Annotated in this window: 13 protein-coding genes; 4 read left to right on the forward strand and 9 right to left on the reverse strand. The window is 46.1% G+C overall.

Going from position 1 to position 19,104, the window contains the following annotated elements; translation table 11 throughout:
- The first annotated feature begins 74 nt into the window (after positions 1 to 74).
- On the forward strand, positions 75 to 926 hold the full coding sequence (locus ED312_RS21615; protein ID WP_123218105.1) for an alpha/beta hydrolase: 852 nt from the start codon (positions 75 to 77) through the stop codon (positions 924 to 926).
- A gap of 18 nt (positions 927 to 944) precedes the next feature.
- Here ED312_RS21615 and ED312_RS21620 read toward each other — a convergent pair whose 3' ends face one another.
- The gene (locus tag ED312_RS21620) at positions 945 to 3,812 is read right to left on the reverse strand and encodes a helix-turn-helix and ligand-binding sensor domain-containing protein (RefSeq protein ID WP_170164591.1); all 2,868 of its coding nucleotides are present in this window, start codon (positions 3,810 to 3,812) and stop codon (positions 945 to 947) included.
- 350 nt (positions 3,813 to 4,162) lie between these two features.
- On the opposite strand from ED312_RS21620, the gene ED312_RS21625 reads away from it, so the two are divergent.
- The 3 genes from ED312_RS21625 to ED312_RS21635 all read left to right on the forward strand — a co-directional run bounded on the left by ED312_RS21625 (position 4,163) and on the right by ED312_RS21635 (position 10,303).
- Positions 4,163 to 7,261, forward strand: coding sequence for a SusC/RagA family TonB-linked outer membrane protein (locus ED312_RS21625; protein WP_123218107.1), 3,099 nt, complete (start codon positions 4,163 to 4,165; stop codon positions 7,259 to 7,261).
- A 12-nt stretch (positions 7,262 to 7,273) separates the two neighbouring features.
- Positions 7,274 to 8,785 (forward strand): RagB/SusD family nutrient uptake outer membrane protein, encoded by a 1,512-nt coding sequence (locus tag ED312_RS21630; protein ID WP_123218108.1) that lies wholly within the window; start codon positions 7,274 to 7,276, stop codon positions 8,783 to 8,785.
- Positions 8,786 to 8,893: 108 nt separating this feature from the next.
- Positions 8,894 to 10,303 carry a glycoside hydrolase family 30 protein gene (locus tag ED312_RS21635; RefSeq protein WP_123218109.1) on the forward strand — a complete coding sequence of 470 codons (1,410 nt, stop codon included), beginning with the start codon at positions 8,894 to 8,896 and terminating at the stop codon, positions 10,301 to 10,303.
- 146 nt (positions 10,304 to 10,449) lie between these two features.
- Here the strand turns inward: ED312_RS21635 and ED312_RS21640 are convergent, their stop codons facing one another.
- From ED312_RS21640 to ED312_RS21675, 8 genes are all read right to left on the reverse strand, one after another.
- Positions 10,450 to 10,692: a hypothetical protein gene (locus tag ED312_RS21640; RefSeq protein ID WP_123218110.1), complete on the reverse strand. Its 243-nt coding sequence runs from the start codon at positions 10,690 to 10,692 to the stop codon at positions 10,450 to 10,452.
- Positions 10,693 to 10,898: 206 nt separating this feature from the next.
- Positions 10,899 to 11,894, reverse strand: a complete 996-nt coding sequence (locus ED312_RS21645) for an aldo/keto reductase (protein ID WP_123218111.1) — start codon at positions 11,892 to 11,894, stop codon at positions 10,899 to 10,901.
- A gap of 88 nt (positions 11,895 to 11,982) precedes the next feature.
- Positions 11,983 to 12,369 carry a c-type cytochrome gene (locus tag ED312_RS21650; RefSeq protein WP_206363301.1) on the reverse strand — a complete coding sequence of 129 codons (387 nt, stop codon included), beginning with the start codon at positions 12,367 to 12,369 and terminating at the stop codon, positions 11,983 to 11,985.
- A 109-nt stretch (positions 12,370 to 12,478) separates the two neighbouring features.
- The gene (locus ED312_RS21655) at positions 12,479 to 13,795 is read right to left on the reverse strand and encodes a PQQ-dependent sugar dehydrogenase (RefSeq protein WP_123218112.1); all 1,317 of its coding nucleotides are present in this window, start codon (positions 13,793 to 13,795) and stop codon (positions 12,479 to 12,481) included.
- A gap of 70 nt (positions 13,796 to 13,865) precedes the next feature.
- Positions 13,866 to 14,735, reverse strand: a complete 870-nt coding sequence (locus ED312_RS21660; protein WP_123218118.1) for a helix-turn-helix domain-containing protein — start codon at positions 14,733 to 14,735, stop codon at positions 13,866 to 13,868.
- Positions 14,736 to 14,993: 258 nt separating this feature from the next.
- Positions 14,994 to 16,088 carry a Gfo/Idh/MocA family protein gene (locus ED312_RS21665; RefSeq protein WP_123218113.1) on the reverse strand — a complete coding sequence of 365 codons (1,095 nt, stop codon included), beginning with the start codon at positions 16,086 to 16,088 and terminating at the stop codon, positions 14,994 to 14,996.
- 154 nt (positions 16,089 to 16,242) lie between these two features.
- The gene (locus ED312_RS21670) at positions 16,243 to 18,408 is read right to left on the reverse strand and encodes a xanthine dehydrogenase family protein molybdopterin-binding subunit (protein WP_240643169.1); all 2,166 of its coding nucleotides are present in this window, start codon (positions 18,406 to 18,408) and stop codon (positions 16,243 to 16,245) included.
- A 19-nt stretch (positions 18,409 to 18,427) separates the two neighbouring features.
- Positions 18,428 to 18,889 carry a (2Fe-2S)-binding protein gene (locus ED312_RS21675; protein WP_123218114.1) on the reverse strand — a complete coding sequence of 154 codons (462 nt, stop codon included), beginning with the start codon at positions 18,887 to 18,889 and terminating at the stop codon, positions 18,428 to 18,430.
- Between the last annotated feature and the right edge of the window lie 215 nt (positions 18,890 to 19,104).

Raw genomic sequence — 19,104 nt, forward strand, 5'->3', positions numbered from 1 at the left:
AGGAGATGGATTATATTAGCCATTGTTCGCGGGCCATTCCGGGAACAGTGAAACCAGATCAAAATAATAAAATTATGAAAAATATCCTGCCGGGTCGTTTGTTCCTGAATACCTGTTTTATCTTACTGTCCGTTTTGGCCGGATTTTCGGCGATTGGCCAGACAACATATAAGACGGAACCCGACGTACATTATTATCAGGATTCCCCCATAGCTGAAGATGCCTATGTCCGGGAGATGTGCAAACTGGATGTGTATTATCCTGAAAACGAGAAGAATTTCCCAACGGTGATATGGTTTCATGGTGGCGGGCTTACAGGGGGAAGCAAAGAGATCCCGGAAGACCTGAAAAATAATGGTTTTGCTGTTATCGGTGCTGGATACAGGCTCTCGCCTAAAGTAAAGTCCGTACAATGTATCGAAGATGCCGCTGCTGCAATTGCCTGGGTTTTTAAACATATAGAAACATATGGAGGTGATCCGGGCCTTATTTTTGTTTCCGGGCATTCCGCCGGGGGATATCTGGCCATGATGACCGCCCTGGATAAACAGTATCTGGAGGTTCATGGCGTAAATGCCGACAGTATTGCGGGGATTATCCCTTTCAGCGGGCATGCCATTACACATTTCAATATCCGTAAGGAAAACGGTATTAAAGATGTGCAGGCCGTAGTAGACCGTTTTGCCCCGTTATGGCATGTACGTCCCGAGGCCCCTCCCATGCTCCTGATCACCGGGGACCGGGAAATGGAAATGCTGGGAAGATATGAAGAGAATGCCTATCTGCTTCGGATGATGAAACTTGCGGGGCATAAGGAAACAGAACTTTATGAACTGGAAGGCTACGGACATAATATGGTAAAACCCGCCCTGCCTTTGCTGATCCGCGAAGTATCCGAACGAACGGCCGAAATAAAAAGGGAATAGGAAAACATATGTCCCCGGTTATAAGCTGTTGAGGAATTCCTGGAAGTTATATTCATGTTGAATTCCCAGTTTTTTCCGTATCCTGTATCTTGCGGTTTCCACGCCCCGGACAGAAATGTTCAGTAATGGTGATATTTCCTTGTTGGTAAGGTCCATTTTTATAAATGCACAGAGCCTTAATTCCCTTTTGGTCAGTTTCGGGTGAAGTTCCTTTAGTTTTTCAAAGAAATTATGATGCACCTTTTCAAAGTTCACATCAAATACTTCCATGTATTCTTCCCCTATTTTATGCTGGTGTATCTTTTGAAATATTTCCAGTAATTTTTGTCTGGAAACCTGAGTCTTGACGAGGCCCTTCAATTCCTTGAGATCTTCCTGTATCTCGTTGAAAATGTCCTTTTTGTTTACCAGTTGCATGGTGTAATTGGCGAGTTCCTTGCTCTTTTCCAGAATATCTTCTTCCAGGATACTTTTGGCCTGTTGTATTTTCTCCTTGTCCTGGGTAAGTTTCAGTCTTTCTATTTCCAGTTCCAGCAGCTTTTTCGATTTCCGGGCGGCATTACGTGCTTTTTGTCTTTCGTGTTTTATTTTTTGCTGAATGAGCACATAGGCCAGCCATAAAAGACCGATGGCGATAAGGATATAAAATATACGTGCCGCTCTGGTCTGATACCATTTGGGAGTTATCGTAAAAGGGTATGAAGCGATGCTGCCCGAGTTTCCCGCGCTGTCCCTGCTCCTGACCTTAAAAATGTACTCTCCCGGTTGTAAATGGGTATATTCTTTAAAAGCGACGGGGTTCCAAACGGACCATTCGCTGTCTATGTTTTCGAGAATATAACTATACTGTATGTCTCCCGAGTTACCGAGTTCTGGTGAAGCATATTCAAAGCGCAGTAAATCTATTTCCGTGGGAAGTTCCATGCCATCCCTGTAACCCGTAACCGGTAATGCTTTTTGCTCTTTTGCCCGGTATTGGGATACCCGGGTTAGCAGGGTGGGTACCGTCTCTTTGGAGTCCTGTCCGAGGCGATAGAGATAGAGCCCGGTGGTAGAACCTATAAGTACTTTTCGTCCGTCCAGGGGAAGAATACTCTCCATTCCCCGGTTGAGACTGCCTTTTAGGTTTAAAAACAGTTCGTTATTTAATGAAGGATCTTCGTCCTTATAATTAAAATAGGCTACTTCATCATCCTGTACCACCCATGCCGTATCATTTGTTTGCAGGATCTTACGTGTGTTCAGCGAAGGGTTGAGTATATTGTTCAATGGGGCGTAAGGCTCAAATATCCCTTTCCGGCGGTTGAAAGTATATATCCCTGTGTTCGTGGTAAAAACAATCTGAGAATCCCAGTGGAAAAGGTTGATATTGAAGGGAGAATCAAAACCGTTCTGATCCGTATAATGATCTATGGCATGGACACGGGTATAATCGTCATTGATCCTGATGCGGAATACACCTTTGTAGCCGTGACAGACCCAGAAAGTATTATCCTCTCCCGTGGGAAGGATATCGCGCGAAGACTCGTCAAATCCTTTTATTTTGTGATGCATGACATAAGAGCCTTTTTTTCCCGTTACCAGAAAGATACCATTGTAACTGCATGCCAGGAAAGTATCTGTTTTATAAGGAACAGGGATGATTTTCCAGATGCCGCTTTCTTCCCCGATTTTCCGGGCTTCCTCGCCCCGTATGATAAAAAGCCCTTTATCATGCCCGGCAAAAAGTTGCCCTTCAATGACGTTCAGAGACCATGCCTGTCCCTGAAGTTCCGGGATTTTGCGGAAATGAAAACGTTTTTTCGGTTCTGTGGTATCACAAAAATAAACACCTTTGTTCGTAGCGAGGTATATTCCGGAATTGTGAAGGCGTATATCATATATGGAAGATTCGTCAAAAATACGGGTTACCGGGGTCTTGAAGCTCATAAAATCCAGGCCGTTGTTCAGGGTCACCCAAATACCTTTTTCTGTTTGAAGGAAGCTGAGTATACTGGAATTCTGGGTTTCCTGGTATACCGGGGAAGTTTCCATGGGCATACTGTTTTCGTTTAGCATGCGTATCCCGGAGCCCAGAGTACCTAATAAATATTCGTTGCCTTGTTTTATGGCGCAGATCACCTGGTCCGTGTGCCCCGGCAAAAAAGCACTGCCCGCGGTAATGACAGCCCCGGTTTTGGTATTTCCCCTGTAGACCTGTCCGTTTTTGGAGATGAGCAGGAGTATATTTTCCTTTTCCGAGGGAAGAATGGCCACGATGCTTTCACCTGCGTAGGATTCGGGATGGAATACCAGATCGAGACTCGATTTTTCCGGCGAATAAGCCATGATCCCCGATTCATTGTCCTGTACGTAACAGGTTTCCCCTATAACATTGGAATAGGTAAACGAGCGAAATGCAGGAACATGAGTTACGCGGTTGTCCGTAACGGAAATGAGTTCTTTGAAAGAACGAAAGATGACGGTACCGTTCAGTTCATGCGATTGCCAGATATTCTCAAAATTCCTGCCCTTGAGGTCCAGTTGATCTATTAAAGAATTATAACGGTAGGTCCCGGAGGAATCCTTACTGATAATCCCTAATTCATTATACGCCCCGGCATATACCGTTCCGTTGCCTGTGTACAGCAGACTCCGGACGGAAGAATTGTTTGGCAGAGTGACTTTCTCCCAGCGCTCGCCGTCATAGACCAGCACACCGTCATTATTGCCGAAATAGGTAATGCCGCTGCTGTCGCGGCATGCTGTCCAGAATTGCGGATCGGCCTGGAAATCTGATCTGGAATAGTGTATGGTCCGTGGTTGATTATCCCAGATGTCCGTACCCGGGACCTGGCTGTATACTTGTGTGGTAAAGACTAAAAATAAAAAAAATAAGATCTTCATATTTTGTCTGTCGATAAAAATGCTAATTAACATTTTTTTATTGAAAAAACGTAGAAAAACCTAAAAACTTTAATGAATACAAGTGTTTGTAAATCAAAATTTTGCAGATAGTGGCGTACTATATGCGTAACCTTCTATTGATTTGATGTAATTCAAGTGTATGTATAAAATATCCCTTGGTTTTATCAAATTATAAATTTACTCCTGCTAAAAATAATAATAAGTCAAAAACATATCGGGATTCCGGGGTTCCGGCCTGTCCTGGTGTGTAAACGACAGGAATGTGCCGGAATAAAATGCCGGAATCAACAATTTCACAATTTCTTAACCAAACCAATTTTGTAACATCTATGAAAATAAAGATCTATTTGTGGTTGTGTTTTTCATGTATCGCAACATTCGCATCTGCGCAAAACCAGATCACCGGAACGGTGATAGACGAACAGGGATTGCCGTTGCCGGGCGCCAATGTAATCATCCGGAACACTACGCAGGGAACAGTGACTGATTTTGACGGTAAATTCAGCCTGGAAGCTTCTCCGGAAGACGTGCTGTTGATCTCCTATATCGGATATATACAGAAGGAAGTGACCGTAGGTGACCGGACCGAGATAAATGTAACTTTATCTCCGGATACCGAGTCCCTGGACGAAGTAGTAGTAGTGGGGTACGGTACGCAGAAGAAGAGCGTGGTTACCGGGGCTATCTCCAGTATAAAGGAATCGGATCTTGAAAACCTGCCTATAACAAGGGTAGAACAATCGTTACAGGGAAGGACTTCCGGTCTCACCATTGCGGCCAATTCCGGGCAGCCCGGTTCGGCTTCGACCATCCGCGTCAGGGGTATAACTACCTTCGGTAATAACAATCCGCTCTGGGTTGTGGACGGGGTAGTGGTAGATGCAGGAGGTATAGGATATCTTAACCAGTCGGATATCGCCTCTATCGAAGTCCTGAAAGATGCCGCATCCCAGGCCATTTACGGCGCGAGGGCCGCGGCCGGGGTTATTCTCGTTACCACCAAGCAGGGACGTTCCGGTAAGCTCACGGTAAATTATAATGGCTATACCGGTATTTCCGGCCCTGCCAAGAAGTTAAACCTGTTAAATGCCTCCGAATATGCCACATTGCTTAATGAAGCAGCCGTAAATGGCGGAGGAAACCCGCCATTCGATGATCCCGTATCACTGGGTAAAGGAACGGATTGGCAGTCGGTAATTTTCAATAACAGTGCACAGCGCACAGGGCAGGAAGTCAGTCTTAGCGGTGGAAATGAATTTTCCACGTTCTTTGCTTCTTTCGGTTTTCTGGACCAGGAAGGTATCGTAATGCCGGATATCTCCCGGTATACCCGGAAAAATATCCGCCTGAACTCTACCCATAAAATAACCAAATCCATTACTTTCGGACAAACGGCCGGCTATTCGAGGGAAAAGACACTCGGTATAGGGAATACCAACAGTGAGTTCGGAGGACCATTGAGTTCCGCGATAAATCTTGATCCTGTCACTCCCGTAGTAGAAACCGATCCCGACGTCATAAATAATTCCCCCTATACCAATCGCGGGGTAATAAGAGATGCCAATGGCAATCCTTATGGTATTTCCGGACTGGTAGGACAGGAAATGGCCAATCCGCTTGCTTATCAGCAAACCCGTCTGGGAAATTATGGCTGGTCCGATAATTTTGTAGGTAATGCTTATGTGGAAGTGGAATTTATTCCTGGTTTAAAGGCCAGGAGTACTTTCGGAGGTAAACTTTCCTATTGGGGAGACGAGAGTTTTACCCCTGTGCTCTATCTCAATTCTTCCACTACCGAAAGCCAGAACAATATTTCCAGGAATACAAGCAAGGGATTTGGCTGGAATATAGAAAATATCCTGTCGTATACCCGCAGTCTCGGAGATCACAACTTTAGTGTTCTGCTCGGACAGGGAGTTTATGTAGACAATATCAGCAGCGGGGAAGGAGTGACGTACTACAATATCCCTGTCAATAATTATAAAGATGCTTCCTTTAATTTTGATGTACCCGTAGACCAGATAGATGCATATGCGTATGAGAACCCGGAGCACCGGGTAACCTCTTTGTTTTCCAGGGTCAATTATGACTATATGGAAAAATACATTTTTACCGGGATTATCCGTAGGGACGGTTCTTCCCGTTTCGGTTCCAACAATAAATATGGGGTATTTCCATCCTTCTCCCTAGGGTGGATGCTTACCAAAGAGGATTTCTGGAAAGAAAGCGATGTGATCAACCAGTTTAAACTGAGAGGTGGCTACGGTGTTACCGGGAATGATGCTATTGGTGACTTCCGTTACCTGGCAACTATTGGTGACGGTCGCAATTATACCATTGGGACTTCGGGTTCCGTAACTGTAGGGAACAGTCCGGATGCGCCACCGAATCCCGATCTTAAATGGGAGGAGACCAACCAGACCAACATAGGTTTTGATGCTTACCTGTTTCACGATTTCAGCCTTGTATTCGATCTCTACCGAAAGAAAACCATTGGTATCCTTCAGGATGTTCGGATCCCCGGATATATAGGGGCCAACGGCAGTCCTGTCGGTAACGTTGCCGATATGGTAAACCGTGGTTTTGATGTGGAAGTCGGGTATAACAAGACCATCAATGATTTTGGTATTTCGGTTAATGCAAACTTATCTTATCTTGAAAACGAAGTAACCTATCTCGGAAATGATATCGAATATTTATCGGGAGGTGCTACCATTCAGTCCGGGACCTATCCGATTACAAGGACACAGGTAGGACAGCCTTACGGTTCGTTTTTCGGGTTCCGTACCGATGGCATATTCCAGAGTCGGGAAGAGATAGAAGCATATACGAACAGTGAAGGCGGACTTATACAACCCAATGCTGTTCCTGGTGATTTCCGGTGGAAAGACCTCAATGGAGACGGCACTATTACTGATGAGGATCGGGATTTTCTGGGGAGTTCCATTCCCAGGTATAACTTTGGGTTTACTGTTAACCTCAACTATAAAAACTTTGACCTCCTCATATTTGCCCAGGGCGCTGCCGGAAATAAGATTTTCCAGGGATTGCGCCGGCTTGATATAGCCAATGCCAATTATCAGGAAGATGCCTTAGGACGGTGGACGGGACCGGGAACGTCCGACAGCTTTCCGAGATTAACTACAAACGATTCCAATAAGAACTTCAGTAACCCGTCCGATTTCCACCTGGAAAAAGGAGATTATCTGCGATTCAAAACGGTGCAACTGGGATATTCCCTACCTACAGATGTCATAAAGCGTATAGGCCTGCAAAGATTAAGACTATATATAACAGGAGAAAACCTGCTCACCTTTACGGGCTATAGCGGTTTCGACCCCGAAATAGGAGGTGGAATATTCGGGATAGACCGCGGATTTTACCCGCAGGCCATTACGGGGATGGTAGGAGTTAATGTACAATTTTAAAAAAACAGGATCATGAAATATAAGATAAAATACACATTGGCCATTCTCGTTCCACTGGTGTTTACAATGTCCTGTAGCAAGGACTTTCTTGAAGTGGACCCAAAAGGGACAGCGCTGGAAGAAACATATTATGCCAATGAAGAACAGGCTTATTCCGGATTGGTGGCCGTCTACGATATTGTGGGTAAACAGGCACGTGGATTTGAAAATATGGTCACCATGATGAATGCCGGGTCGGATGACCATTATGCCGGGGGAGGAAGCGCTACCGACGGTATAGGAATACAGTCTTTTTCCAATTATTCCATAGATGCATCCACCATTCCTATTAGTTTCTGGAGCAATTTTTACCAGGGGATATTCCGGGCAAATGTGCTTCTGGAAAAACTCCCCGAAGTACCTATGGATGAAGACGTAAAGAAAAGGTTTATAGCAGAGACCAAAGCACTTCGCGGGTATTATTACTTTGAACTCGTCCGGTTATTTGGTAATATTCCGCTCATTACGGAACGCGTGGAAGCCAGCGAGACCTTTAATATCCCCCAGTCTTCACCGGAAGAAGTGTATGCACAGATAGAAACCGATCTCAATGAAGCCATTCCGGACCTTCCTGTCAGAATCACTGATTTAGGTACCGAAGCCGGCCGTTTCTCTCAGGGGACCGTACTCGCCATACTGGGGAAGGTTTACCTGTACCAGGGCAAAAACACGGAAGCTGCCACAACATTGCAAAAAATAAATGGCACACCGGGAGAAACCAGCGATTACGGGTATAAACTCCTGGATGATTATGCAGATTTGTGGGTGATAGAAAACAAATTCAATACCGAATCCATACTCGAAACCTCCCATACGGATAAAAGCAATGCGGAATGGGGAAACTGGGGGTCCGGGGCAGACGAAGGGAATTCTATAAATATAATGGTGAGCCCGAGAGGTTATAACCGGCCGGAAAACTCTTCCGCACCGGATTATATTTCCGGGTGGGGATTCAATATAATTACCAGGAGTTTATACGATGCACTTTCCGGCGATCCGAGGTTCGACACTACGATTGCCGAAGTGGGAGTATTAAAAGAACAAGGCGAGGCTAATTACGTTGCCAGTTATCAGGATACAGGTTACTTCCTGAAAAAATTCATGCCGCTTAATTCCGATGCCTCTACCGGGGGCGGGAACACGGAATTGAACTATAAGCAAAATGTATATGCGATCCGCCTGGCAGATACTTATCTCATGGAAGCCGAAGCACTTGGCGGTACCGGTGCAAGGGCACAGGCCTTACTCGATGCCGTAAGGGGCAGGGTCGGGCTTACACCGGTACCTGTTTCCATGGAGGCGATCATGCAGGAAAGGAGGCTGGAACTTGCCGGTGAAGGGCACCGTTGGTTTGATCTCGTACGTACCGGAAGAGCACCGTCCGTACTGGCCGGAAGAGGCTTTACCGCCGGAAAGAACGAAGTATTGCCCATACCGTTGCAGGAACTGGAAAATACGCTTATAGTGCAAAATCCGGGATATTAGATAAATTTGAATTGACCTAAGTGTCAGGCCGGAGAACCGGAAAATCGGGATAAATGATTTTCCGGTATCCCACCTGTAATTTCTAAATGAATAAAAATAAATTTAAAAATGCGCACCCTCCATCATGCTTTCCGTTTGCTGGTCTTAATGTTATTCCTGGCCTGTACTCCAGAAAAAAAGGCAGATTACAAAGCAGAATTATGGCTTACCACGACAGATAAAAGAGCACTGCCGGAACAAACCTCGGTAGATATTTCCCGCGATAGCGCTGTGGATATTGTTATTACCGTTGATCCTGCCAAAACATATCAGACTATGGATGGGTTCGGGTATACACTTACCGGGGGCAGCGCCCTGCATATCCATAATATGTCGGCAACTGCCAGAAGAAACCTTTTACGGGAATTATTCGGAACCGGTAAAGACGGTATAGGGGTGAGTTATCTTCGTGTGAGTATAGGAGCTTCCGACCTGGACGAGCGTCTCTGGTCCTATAACGATACTGCCGAAGGGGAAACAGACGAAGAGTTGAAGAACTTTTCTATGGCTTACGACACCTTACACCTTATCCCCGTACTGAAGGAAATACTGGAGATCTCTCCGGAAATTAAGATCATGGGATCGCCCTGGTCTCCCCCGAAATGGATGAAAGACAATAAGGACACCCGGGGAGGGAGCCTTTTACCGGAATATTACGACAGTTATGCCCGGTATTTTGTGAAGTACGTAGAAGGCATGCGCGACTATGGTATCCGTATCGATGCCGTAACCGTTCAGAATGAACCGCTGCATCCGGGAAACAATCCCAGTTTATTGATGCTTCCGGAACAGCAGGGAGAATTTATAAAGGATCATCTGGGACCTGTTTTCGAAGGTGCCGGAATAGATACGAAAATCATTATTTACGATCATAATGCGGACAGGCCGGATTATCCCATATCCATTCTCGATGATCCTGAGGCTGCAAAATATATAGACGGATCTGCCTTTCACCTTTACGGGGGAGAGGTCGGGGCGCTTTCGCGGGTGCATGAAGCTCATCCGGACAAGAACCTGTATTTTACCGAACAGTGGGTAGGGGCGCCGGGAGATTTTGCCAAGGAAATGGCATGGCATACCGAAAACCTCATTATAGGGGCTACCAGGAACTGGTGCAAAACGGTATTGGAATGGAACCTTGCCGCCGATGAAAACCAGGACCCGCATACCGACAGGGGGGGCTGCGACCGTTGCCTCGGAGCAGTGACCATTACAGGCGATCAGGTAACCCGTGAGCCCGCTTATTATATTATAGCACAGGCATCAAGGTTCGTACCGCCCGGCTCTGTAAGAATAGATTCGGATATTCAGGGAGCTATTGCCAATGTGGCGTTTAAGACCCCGGAAGGAAAATATGTTTGTATACTACAGAATACCGGGACGGAAGAACAAAAAGTTGCAGTGAAACTGGAACATCGTGCAGTTCCTGTAAAACTTGGTGCGGGGAATATAGGTACGCTGGTGATTAGCGTACCATAGGATAAAGCCGGACAGCCCGGGTTATGGCATAGGGCTTTTTATCCGGAAAGTATTGAGAACAGCAGGGATGTCCGGAAAGGATTCGGGGGAGGAAAAGGATTTACCTCATTTTAACCGGTTATATAAATTAATGAACCGGGAAATTATTATAACGACAGCTTGTTGATCCGCATCTGGTATTCATCAATAGCCTCGCGAACCATATCTACATTGTCGGATGCTCTTTGATGTGCTTCTTCCATCACTTTTTCCAGTTTACTGTCGGGAAACTGGAACAGATCTGTGATGACATGGTTTATTTTGTCGATGCTGCTTTCCTGGGTATTCTTTATATCTTCCAGTTTGGAAAGAATTTTTCGCATCTGCTCTAATTTATTCTCATCAGCCATAACAATTTGATTTAGAGTTAAAATATACTATTTTTCTTATAATTATACAAATGATTTTCTTTGCAGTACGATATGACTGACGGTGAATGGGGGATAAAACCCGGTAGGTTTTGTCGAAGGAAGAAGGACATCACAAAGCAGAATATCCCCGAAAAGACATTTCATAAATACTTTTCGGGGATATTTTTTATTTCCGGAAGAGAAATTTAAAGGTCCAGTTTCAATTGGTTCAGTTTCTCCGTAATTTCCGTAATTTCGTCTTCGGAAAGCGTTTTTTCCGTAGCCTTAGCATTCTGTACTGCCTGGGCCTCATTCCTGGCACCTACAAGGGCAATGGTAATAGCCGGTTGCTCCAGGGTCCAGAGAACGGTAAGCTGCCCGAGTGTCAGGCCCTTGGCATCTGCTATCGGTTTTATGCTTTCAAGGAAGGCATTGGTACGCCTCAGGTTTTCGTCTTTAAAATAGGGGTTGGAAGCCCGGTGGTCGCCCGGGGCAAACTGATGTCCCGGTTTTAATTTTCCGGTCAGCAATCCACGTTGCATGGGGCTGTAGGCCAGGATACCTTTTTGATGTTCCAGGCAATACGGAACCACGTCTGTCTCTATGTCTCTCTGTACCATGCTGTATGGAACCTGGTTGGAAGCCAGGGACACATATTTTTCTGCTTCGGCCATTTGTTCGGCATTATAATTACATACCCCGGCATAGCGTACTTTTCCCTGCTCTATGAGTTTCGCAACCGCTTCCATAGTTTCCTGTATAGGCGTCGTGGAGTCGGGCCAGTGTATCTGGTAGAGGTCAATATAGTCCGTGCCCAGCCTTTTCAGGCTGTCCTCACATTCTTTAATGATGCTTTCTTTTCCTGCATATTTATAAATATCAATATCACGACCGGCATTATCTTTACTGCTAAAGCCGAAATCCCCTTTTACCAGGTCCCAGCGCATACCGTATTTGGTAAGGATCTGTACTTTATCCCGCGGAATGTCTTTAATGGCCTCACCCACGATCTCTTCGCTGGTGCCCTGGCCGTAAATAGGAGCGGTATCAATAGAAGTAACTCCCAGTTCGTACGATGCCCGGATGGCACGTACCGCATCTTTACGTTCGGTACCGCCCCACATCCATCCCCCGGCGGCCCAGGCACCAAAGGTAACAACGGATACATTGAGATCGGTATTTCCTAATTTTCTGTACTTCATAACTTTTTTTAATGTATTTATTAGTGATTTGTGTATGTATATAAAATATCAGTCCGGTTTTTCTTCGGGCATATAATCTCCCTTTGTACTATTTGCTGTCCCGCACTGCCCTGACTTCTTCTTTCGCAACCGGCCCGGCAGTATTGCCAAAGCTGGTCCTGATATAAGAAAGCACCTGTGCCACCTGCCGGTCATCTAAAAAACCGTGAGGGGGCATGACGTTGGCATAGGTCTGTCCGTTGACTTCCAGGCCGGAATCCGAGCCATTGAGGACAATGGCTATGAGCCGGGTTTTATCTCCGGTTACATAATCTGTTTTATGTAGCGGAGGGTTCAGGTTGGGTACTCCGCTGCCGTTGGCCTGGTGACAGGTGGCGCAATATTGCCTGTATATTTTTTCACCTTCCGGGTAGGATGTCGATTCTTGCTTTCTCTCCCCCGGTTTTGTGCCGTCTTCTCCTGTTGTTACGGACATTTTAGTATCCTTTTTCTCAGCACTGTTTTTGCATGCCGTAACCATACCGCAAAATATGGTAATACAGCTTAATGTATAAATAAGATGTTTCATATATGGAACAGGCAAACTATTTTCCGCTGTATATTATCCTGTAAATGGTTCCGTTGGCATCGTCGGAAACATACAGCGAACCGTCGGGGCCCTGGGCCAGTCCGCACGGGCGGTGTTTTGCATCTCCGGGAGACATTACCGGGCCGGTTCCCGCAAAGCCGTTGGCAAAAACTTCCCATTCGCCCGAAGGTTTACCCGCTTGGAAAGGAACAAAGGCCACCATAAAGCCTTCCTGTTCTTCCGGGGCCCTGTTCCAGGAACCATGGAACGCCACAAAAGCCCCGTTCTTGTATTTTTCCGGGAACATACTCCCTGTGTAAAACAGCAGGTCATTCGGTGCCATATGAGCGGGGAAAGCCACAAGGGGATCTATAGCATCCTTTCCTTTTCCTTCTTCAGCCTCCTTTTTGCCATCTCCCCCGTATTCCGGGCTGAGGATCTTTTTGCCCTGCTTCTGATCATAATACACATAGGGCCATCCGGCATCGTCACCTTCCTTTACCTTATACAGGGTTTCCGCCGGGAGTTCTGCGGAAGCCTCCGTATCATACAGTTCCGGGAACAGGTCGTGCAGATTATCCCTTCCGTGTTGCATGACATAGAGGGAATTGTCCTGCTTGTTCCAGTCCAGTCCAACCACATTCCGCAGTCCCGTGGCATAACGGGTCCCTTCGCCGTAAGACTGTTTCATGGCGTTGGCCTTGAACTTCCAGATACCTCCGGCAGAATCCAGTATGGTACACGGGTACATTCCGGGCGAATCCTTGGTCCGGTCCCTTTCCTGGCAGGCATTGGAATAAGCCCCTATATTTACATATATATTCTCGTTCTCATCCAGGACAATAGATTTGGAATTGTGCTGACGGCGGTCAATTAGTCCGTGGACTATGGTATCGGGGACGTTTGTATTTTCCGGGAGTTCATCGGCATTAAGGGTATACCGGAAAACCGATGTATTGGAAGAGGCATAAAGGTAATTCCCCTTGAGAGTGATCCCCGTTCCGCCATAATCCCCGAAGCCGGTTTGGCTGTCGGCCCTGCCGTCCTGGTCTTTATCAGAGAGGATAACAATTCCTTTTCCGTCTTTGGGCCGGTTCAGCTTTACGAGGACATCCCCGTTTTTATTGACAACCAGATGCCTTGCGGTTCCGATACTGTCCGCTACTTTCAATGCCCCGAACCCGTCGGGGAGTTTTAGTTCCGCATTATCTTCGTCCGGCAGGACGGCCCCGTCCTTTTTGTCCTCTTTGGTAGAGCAGGAAAGGGTTCCCAGGGCAAAAGAAGTTACTAATGGAATATACCACCAGGGGGAAGCGGAAAAATGTGTTCTCATAGAATAAGTTTTTAAGTTTTTATTATGTAGTTCTATTAAAATTTACTGCAATAAGTTATTAAAAAATTATTTATCGTTCCTGCGACGGACGGCAACCGTAGACAGACTTGTACAACCTGGAAAAATGGGAGATATTTTCGTATCCCGTCTGATAGCAGATCTCCGAAACGGACAGGGTAGTGGACTTCAGTAATTCTTTGGCTTTGGCCATTCTCTTTTCCCGTATCCATGCAGCCGGATTGGTCCGGTATATGGCATGAAAGTCCCTACGGAAACTGGATAAACTCCTTCCGGAAAGGTAAGCGAGATCCGAGAGGGACACAGGGTTCAGATAGTTTTCTTCCATGATCCTGGTAATGTCCGTCCGTACCTGTTGTTTGAGCTGTATAAGCTGTAATAGCAGGTTCTTGTCCGCATTGGCTATACCGTAGAGGAGTTCCAGCATTTTTATGCGGATCAGCCCTTTGTTTATTTGAGCAGGACTACGGAAAAAAGGTTTTACGGACTCTAAAAATCTTAAAAGTCTTTCGCCAAAGGGGCGGACCGAAACCTGTGCCATCTCCGCGGTTTTAAGTGATTTTACCGAAGCCATCCGTATGAAATCGACAATGAATTCGTCCTTCAGGAAGAACATCATGCTTTCGTATGCAAAATCCTTTTCCGGGTTCCCCTGTTTACGGGATTCGATAGCAATGGCTTTCTTCAGGAGTATCATCTCGTTTTTGTTGACGGTATAATCCGTATTTCCGAAACGTATATGGTGCGTTCCTTCCAGGACAAAAAGCAGGAAGTGATTTTCCAGGAACATGGTGTTTTTTTTGTCATGTGCTTTTGTACACGATTCGACGATAGTAACACCGTTGAGTTGCAACGTGCTCTGGTAATACGGGGCTTTTTCCAGCTCTACCGGGACCTTTACGGCTTTCTTAGGTTCTATCATAACAAATTCATATCTGTTCTGTTGTGTTACCGGAAACAAGAAGCCTGGATGTTTTTCTAAATGGCAATTACTACCGGAACATCCGTAAAATAATACGGGGTCCCGGTAACGATACTGTTCTTGTCGGGGACAACACGAAGACAAAAGTAACTAACAAACGACAGACCGGACAGACTTTTAAATTCAAAAAATATGACTATACGTGTCTTTAATATAGACGATATTTTTCCCCGGAAGGATTAAAAGTAAAGCAGTTTTTTATAAGACAATACGTTTACCACTGCGTGCAGATTGCCTGGCCGCTTCCAGTATTTCCACTACAATAAGATTGTTTTCCAGCGAAGAAAGGTCATTTTTGGTAGTGATCTTACCAGACAAAGCCGCTTCCAGGTAAGCTATCTGGTCTTTGAAATAGTCGCCCGGCAACGGAACGTTTTCAGTGTTCTGAACACTGTTTCCCGCAAGGAGTGTATCTCCGTCCACCGCATGCAGGGACGAATTTTTGCCGTAGACCTGCAGGTCTTTAATGCCGTAAGACCAGTTCCAGGAAGCCTGTATGATACCGGTAGCCCCGTTTTTGTATTCTACCAGTACAGTGGCATCGTCATCGACATCAGGATAGATATCCGGTTTTAGTTGACGGGTTATTGCAGTTACGGCAATGGGTTTCTCCCCGTTCATCAGCCAGGTCATCAGGTTGGCGCCATAGCACCCGAAGTCCATCAATGCCCCTGCACCGTTCTTTTCCGGGTCGGTAAGCCAGTTCAGAAAATCTTTACTACAGCCTATTTCTTTAGGCCCCTGGTGCCCATCTTTGGCAATCATTCTTTTTACCGGGCCGAAACCTTTCCGTTCTGCCTGTTGTTTCAGCATCTGGTTGCTACCGTACCAGGTGGTCTCGTAATTGGTAAATACTGGAGTGTTGTTTTCCCTGGAAAGAAAGGCAATCCGTCGGGCCTGTTTGTTATTTATAGCAAGGGGTTTTTCTACCATGAGCGGAATTTTTCTTGGCAAACATCTTTCCGCCACATCTATGTGTTCTGAAATGGGATTATAGGCGAGCACCACATCCGGCTGTGTGTTTTGCAGCATTTCTTCTACGGTATCATAAAAGAGGGCATCCGGCAGATCGTAATTTTTTTGCAGCCGTTTTATAAGGCCTTTATCGGGCTCGGCAATGCCCGTGATATTTACCCGGTGCTGCCTGTATTGGTTTAAAAGGACATGAATGTGGTCGTGGTTCATTCCGGCTACGGCTACATTCAGGAGTTTATCCTGTCCTGCCGCATGTTGAAGGGAGAGTGCAAAAAATAATAGGCACCATGAGATTACCGGTTTTAATTGTCGTTTCATTAAAATATGTTTTTGTATACGATCTGTTCTGTTCCTTACGGTCGAAGGAAAAACAGAGGCTGTATAATTTTGGTTTTAAAACAGAAAGGGGACGACTTTGCATGTCGTCCCTTCTGCAACTTTATAACTGAGAAACTGATATACCATATTTACCTTACCCGATGACTTTTTCGGAAGTCCCGAGATATTTTGTAAAAGGCTGTGCCAGCAGTCTCTTCCCGGTTGCTTTTTTAATGGCATTGGCCAGGGCCCCGCCTGCAGGTGGCAGCGCGGGCTCTCCAAGTCCCGTGGGAGAGAGTTCATTTTCTATGAAATGCACTTCTACTTCAGGGGCTTCCTGCATCCGGATAAGCCGGTACTTCTGAAAATTGTTTACCTGTGGCGCTCCGTTGTCAAAGGGAAGGTCACCGTACATGGCATGTCCGATACCGTCTATAATACCGCCTTCCACCTGGTTCCTGGCACCGGTGGGATTGACCACAATACCACAATCTACAACACAGGTCACTTTTTTAACCGAAGGCATTCCCGAATTTTCATCCATACGAATGTCCACAACTTCGGCTACATGGCTGTTATGGCAATAGTAGGCGGAAAAGCCGCGGTGTATACCCGGAGGGGCAGGTTTGTCCCAGCCCGATTTTGCAACTGCAGTACGAATGACCTCCTGCATACGTTCCGGGGAATACTGTATTCTCTCGTCGGTAGTGCCCTTTACTTTCTCGAGCAGGTCCAGCCGGATCTGAATAGGATCGGCTCCGATGATCTCAAACAGTTCGTCCAGGAAACTCTGCTCGGCAAAAGCCAGAAAATTGGTATAAGGTGCGCGCCATGGAGCCGTGGTGATATGGCTTTTGTAGTTGGCCACGTCTACCTGGTAATTTTCAATAGCCCCGGCAGGGAAGAAGTTTGGAATCAGGCCATACATATTACTGTTGATAGCAGCTTCCTTGAGGTGATAACCGGTAATTTTTCCGTCTTTTACGGATGCTGCGATCCTGTATTTGATCGCCGGGCGGTACTGTCCGCAGGTCATATCGTCCTCACGGGTGTAAAATACTTGTATGGGTTTACGGATGGCATCGGAGATCTTGGCAGCTTCCATAACAAAATCGCCTATCAGTCTCCTGCCGAAGCCCCCACCCATACGGGTCATGTTCACACTTACTTTTTCTATGTCAACGCCCAGTTCTTCCGCCACAGCTTTTTGGCTTCCTTCCGGGGTTTGTACGGGACCTGTCAATTCCACTTTATCGTCCGTAACATTGGCAAAAAAGTTCATGGGTTCCATACAGGAATGCGGGAGGAAGGGCGATTCGTAGGTACGTTCAATAACCTGGTCGGCCTCCGCAAAGACTTTTTTTATGTTTCCGTCAGACCGCAGGGTCTCAAAATTATTTCCGTCCAGGAGCCCCAGTAAAATACGGTCGTGATCTTCCGTACTTTCCAGTTTTTCACTGTCCCATTCGGCCTGTAGCTTTTCTTTTCCTTTTTTAGCTGCCCATGTGTTGGTAGCTACAACTGCGATCTTGTCGCCGAACCGGAATACATCGGTGACACCACTGACCTTTTTGGTTTCCGAATCATCGAACGACACCAGTTTACGGCCAAATGCCGGCGGACGCATGACACAGGCATAGTGCATTCCTTCCTGCCGGTAATCCAGTCCGAATAAAGGTTTGCCACTGATTATTTTATCGATATCCACATTAATGGCATCGTGTCCTATGATCTTATATTCCGCAGGTTTTTTAAGCGGTGCATTTTCTTCTATTTCCAGGGTAGCTGCTGTTTTTACCACATCCCCGTAGCCAAGCTTGTCGCCACTGGCATTGGTAATTACTCCGTTTGAAGCTTTACATTCTCCCGGAGATACATTCCATTGTCTTGCTGCAGCGTGGATAAGCATTTGCCTGGCATTGGCCCCGGTTTGCCGGAGGATGTCCCATCCGTACCGTATGGACTGGCTTCCCCCGGCAACCTGGCGGGTAAAGTTTTTGGTATCCAATGGCGCCTGTTCCACATAAACATCATTCCAGGGGATATCCAGTTCTTCCGCAACGATCATTGGCATGGAGGTTTTTACACCCTGACCTATTTCCGGATTGGGGGAGAAAATGGTAACTTTTCCGTTATCGGCTATTCTTATATATGCATTGAAGTCATTAAAGTTCAGTTCGGAAATATCCTGTGGCATTTTGGTTTCCGGCTTGCAGGAGTTCAGGAAGTTGACCCCTATAAGTATACCTCCGCCGGCCAGTGCAGTCGTACGCATAAAGGAACGTCTGCTGAACGTGGTTTTCGTTAAAGTTTCTGTCATAATGGAAAATGTTTTGGGGTTAACTCATTTTTTCGGAGGCAAGCGCTACCGCTTTTTCAATACGTACATAGGTAGCACAACGGCATATATTTCCCTGCATGGCTCCACGGATATCTTCACGGGAAGGATTGGGATTGTGGCTTAAAAAAGCGGAGGCCGTCATAATTTGTCCGGCCTGGCAGTATCCGCATTGCGGTACATCGGCTTCTTTCCAGGCCTGTTGTACCGGGTGGGAATTGTCTTCCGAAAGCCCTTCGATAGTGGTGATATGGCGGTCTTCAACCTGACCGACCGTAAGCAGGCAGCTTCTTGTGGCATCTCCGTCGAGATGAACGGTACAGGCACCGCATTGTCCTATACCACAACCAAACTTGGTACCTACCAGTTGCAATTCGTCCCGTAAGACCCATAACAGCGGAGTGTCGCCTTCGACATTTACCGTATGGGGTTTACCATTTACAGTAATTTTAAAAGCTGGCATAATGAAGTTAGTTTAGTAGTTAATAAGTCAGTGTATTTTTATTTGCCCCAATAAGGTAAGGATAATTTGGTTTTAACCTTATTTTGTTAAGGGTTGTTTAACACTTTTAACACCCGGCGGGGTACTTTGACTTTTATAAGACAATGATTTTGGATTTTTAGTTAACCTTAAAAACCCACCTGCTTTGCAGGTGGTCATGTTCTGATGGCTATGCC

It is taken from the genome of Sinomicrobium pectinilyticum, assembly GCF_003725735.1.
Classification (GTDB): domain Bacteria; phylum Bacteroidota; class Bacteroidia; order Flavobacteriales; family Flavobacteriaceae; genus Sinomicrobium; species Sinomicrobium pectinilyticum.

Bases quoted from the DNA above. Each gene is read 5' to 3' on its own strand.
- ED312_RS21615 (WP_123218105.1), top strand. From the start codon at position 75: ATGAAAAATATCCTGCCGGGTCGTTTGTTCCTGAATACCTGTTTTATC.
- ED312_RS21620 (WP_170164591.1), bottom strand. From the start codon at position 3,812: ATGAAGATCTTATTTTTTTTATTTTTAGTCTTTACCACACAAGTATAC.
- ED312_RS21625 (WP_123218107.1), top strand. From the start codon at position 4,163: ATGAAAATAAAGATCTATTTGTGGTTGTGTTTTTCATGTATCGCAACA.
- ED312_RS21630 (WP_123218108.1), top strand. From the start codon at position 7,274: ATGAAATATAAGATAAAATACACATTGGCCATTCTCGTTCCACTGGTG.
- ED312_RS21635 (WP_123218109.1), top strand. From the start codon at position 8,894: ATGCGCACCCTCCATCATGCTTTCCGTTTGCTGGTCTTAATGTTATTC.
- ED312_RS21640 (WP_123218110.1), bottom strand. From the start codon at position 10,692: ATGGCTGATGAGAATAAATTAGAGCAGATGCGAAAAATTCTTTCCAAA.
- ED312_RS21645 (WP_123218111.1), bottom strand. From the start codon at position 11,894: ATGAAGTACAGAAAATTAGGAAATACCGATCTCAATGTATCCGTTGTT.
- ED312_RS21650 (WP_206363301.1), bottom strand. From the start codon at position 12,369: ATGTCCGTAACAACAGGAGAAGACGGCACAAAACCGGGGGAGAGAAAG.
- ED312_RS21655 (WP_123218112.1), bottom strand. From the start codon at position 13,795: ATGAGAACACATTTTTCCGCTTCCCCCTGGTGGTATATTCCATTAGTA.
- ED312_RS21660 (WP_123218118.1), bottom strand. From the start codon at position 14,735: ATGATAGAACCTAAGAAAGCCGTAAAGGTCCCGGTAGAGCTGGAAAAA.
- ED312_RS21665 (WP_123218113.1), bottom strand. From the start codon at position 16,088: ATGAAACGACAATTAAAACCGGTAATCTCATGGTGCCTATTATTTTTT.
- ED312_RS21670 (WP_240643169.1), bottom strand. From the start codon at position 18,408: ATGACAGAAACTTTAACGAAAACCACGTTCAGCAGACGTTCCTTTATG.
- ED312_RS21675 (WP_123218114.1), bottom strand. From the start codon at position 18,889: ATGCCAGCTTTTAAAATTACTGTAAATGGTAAACCCCATACGGTAAAT.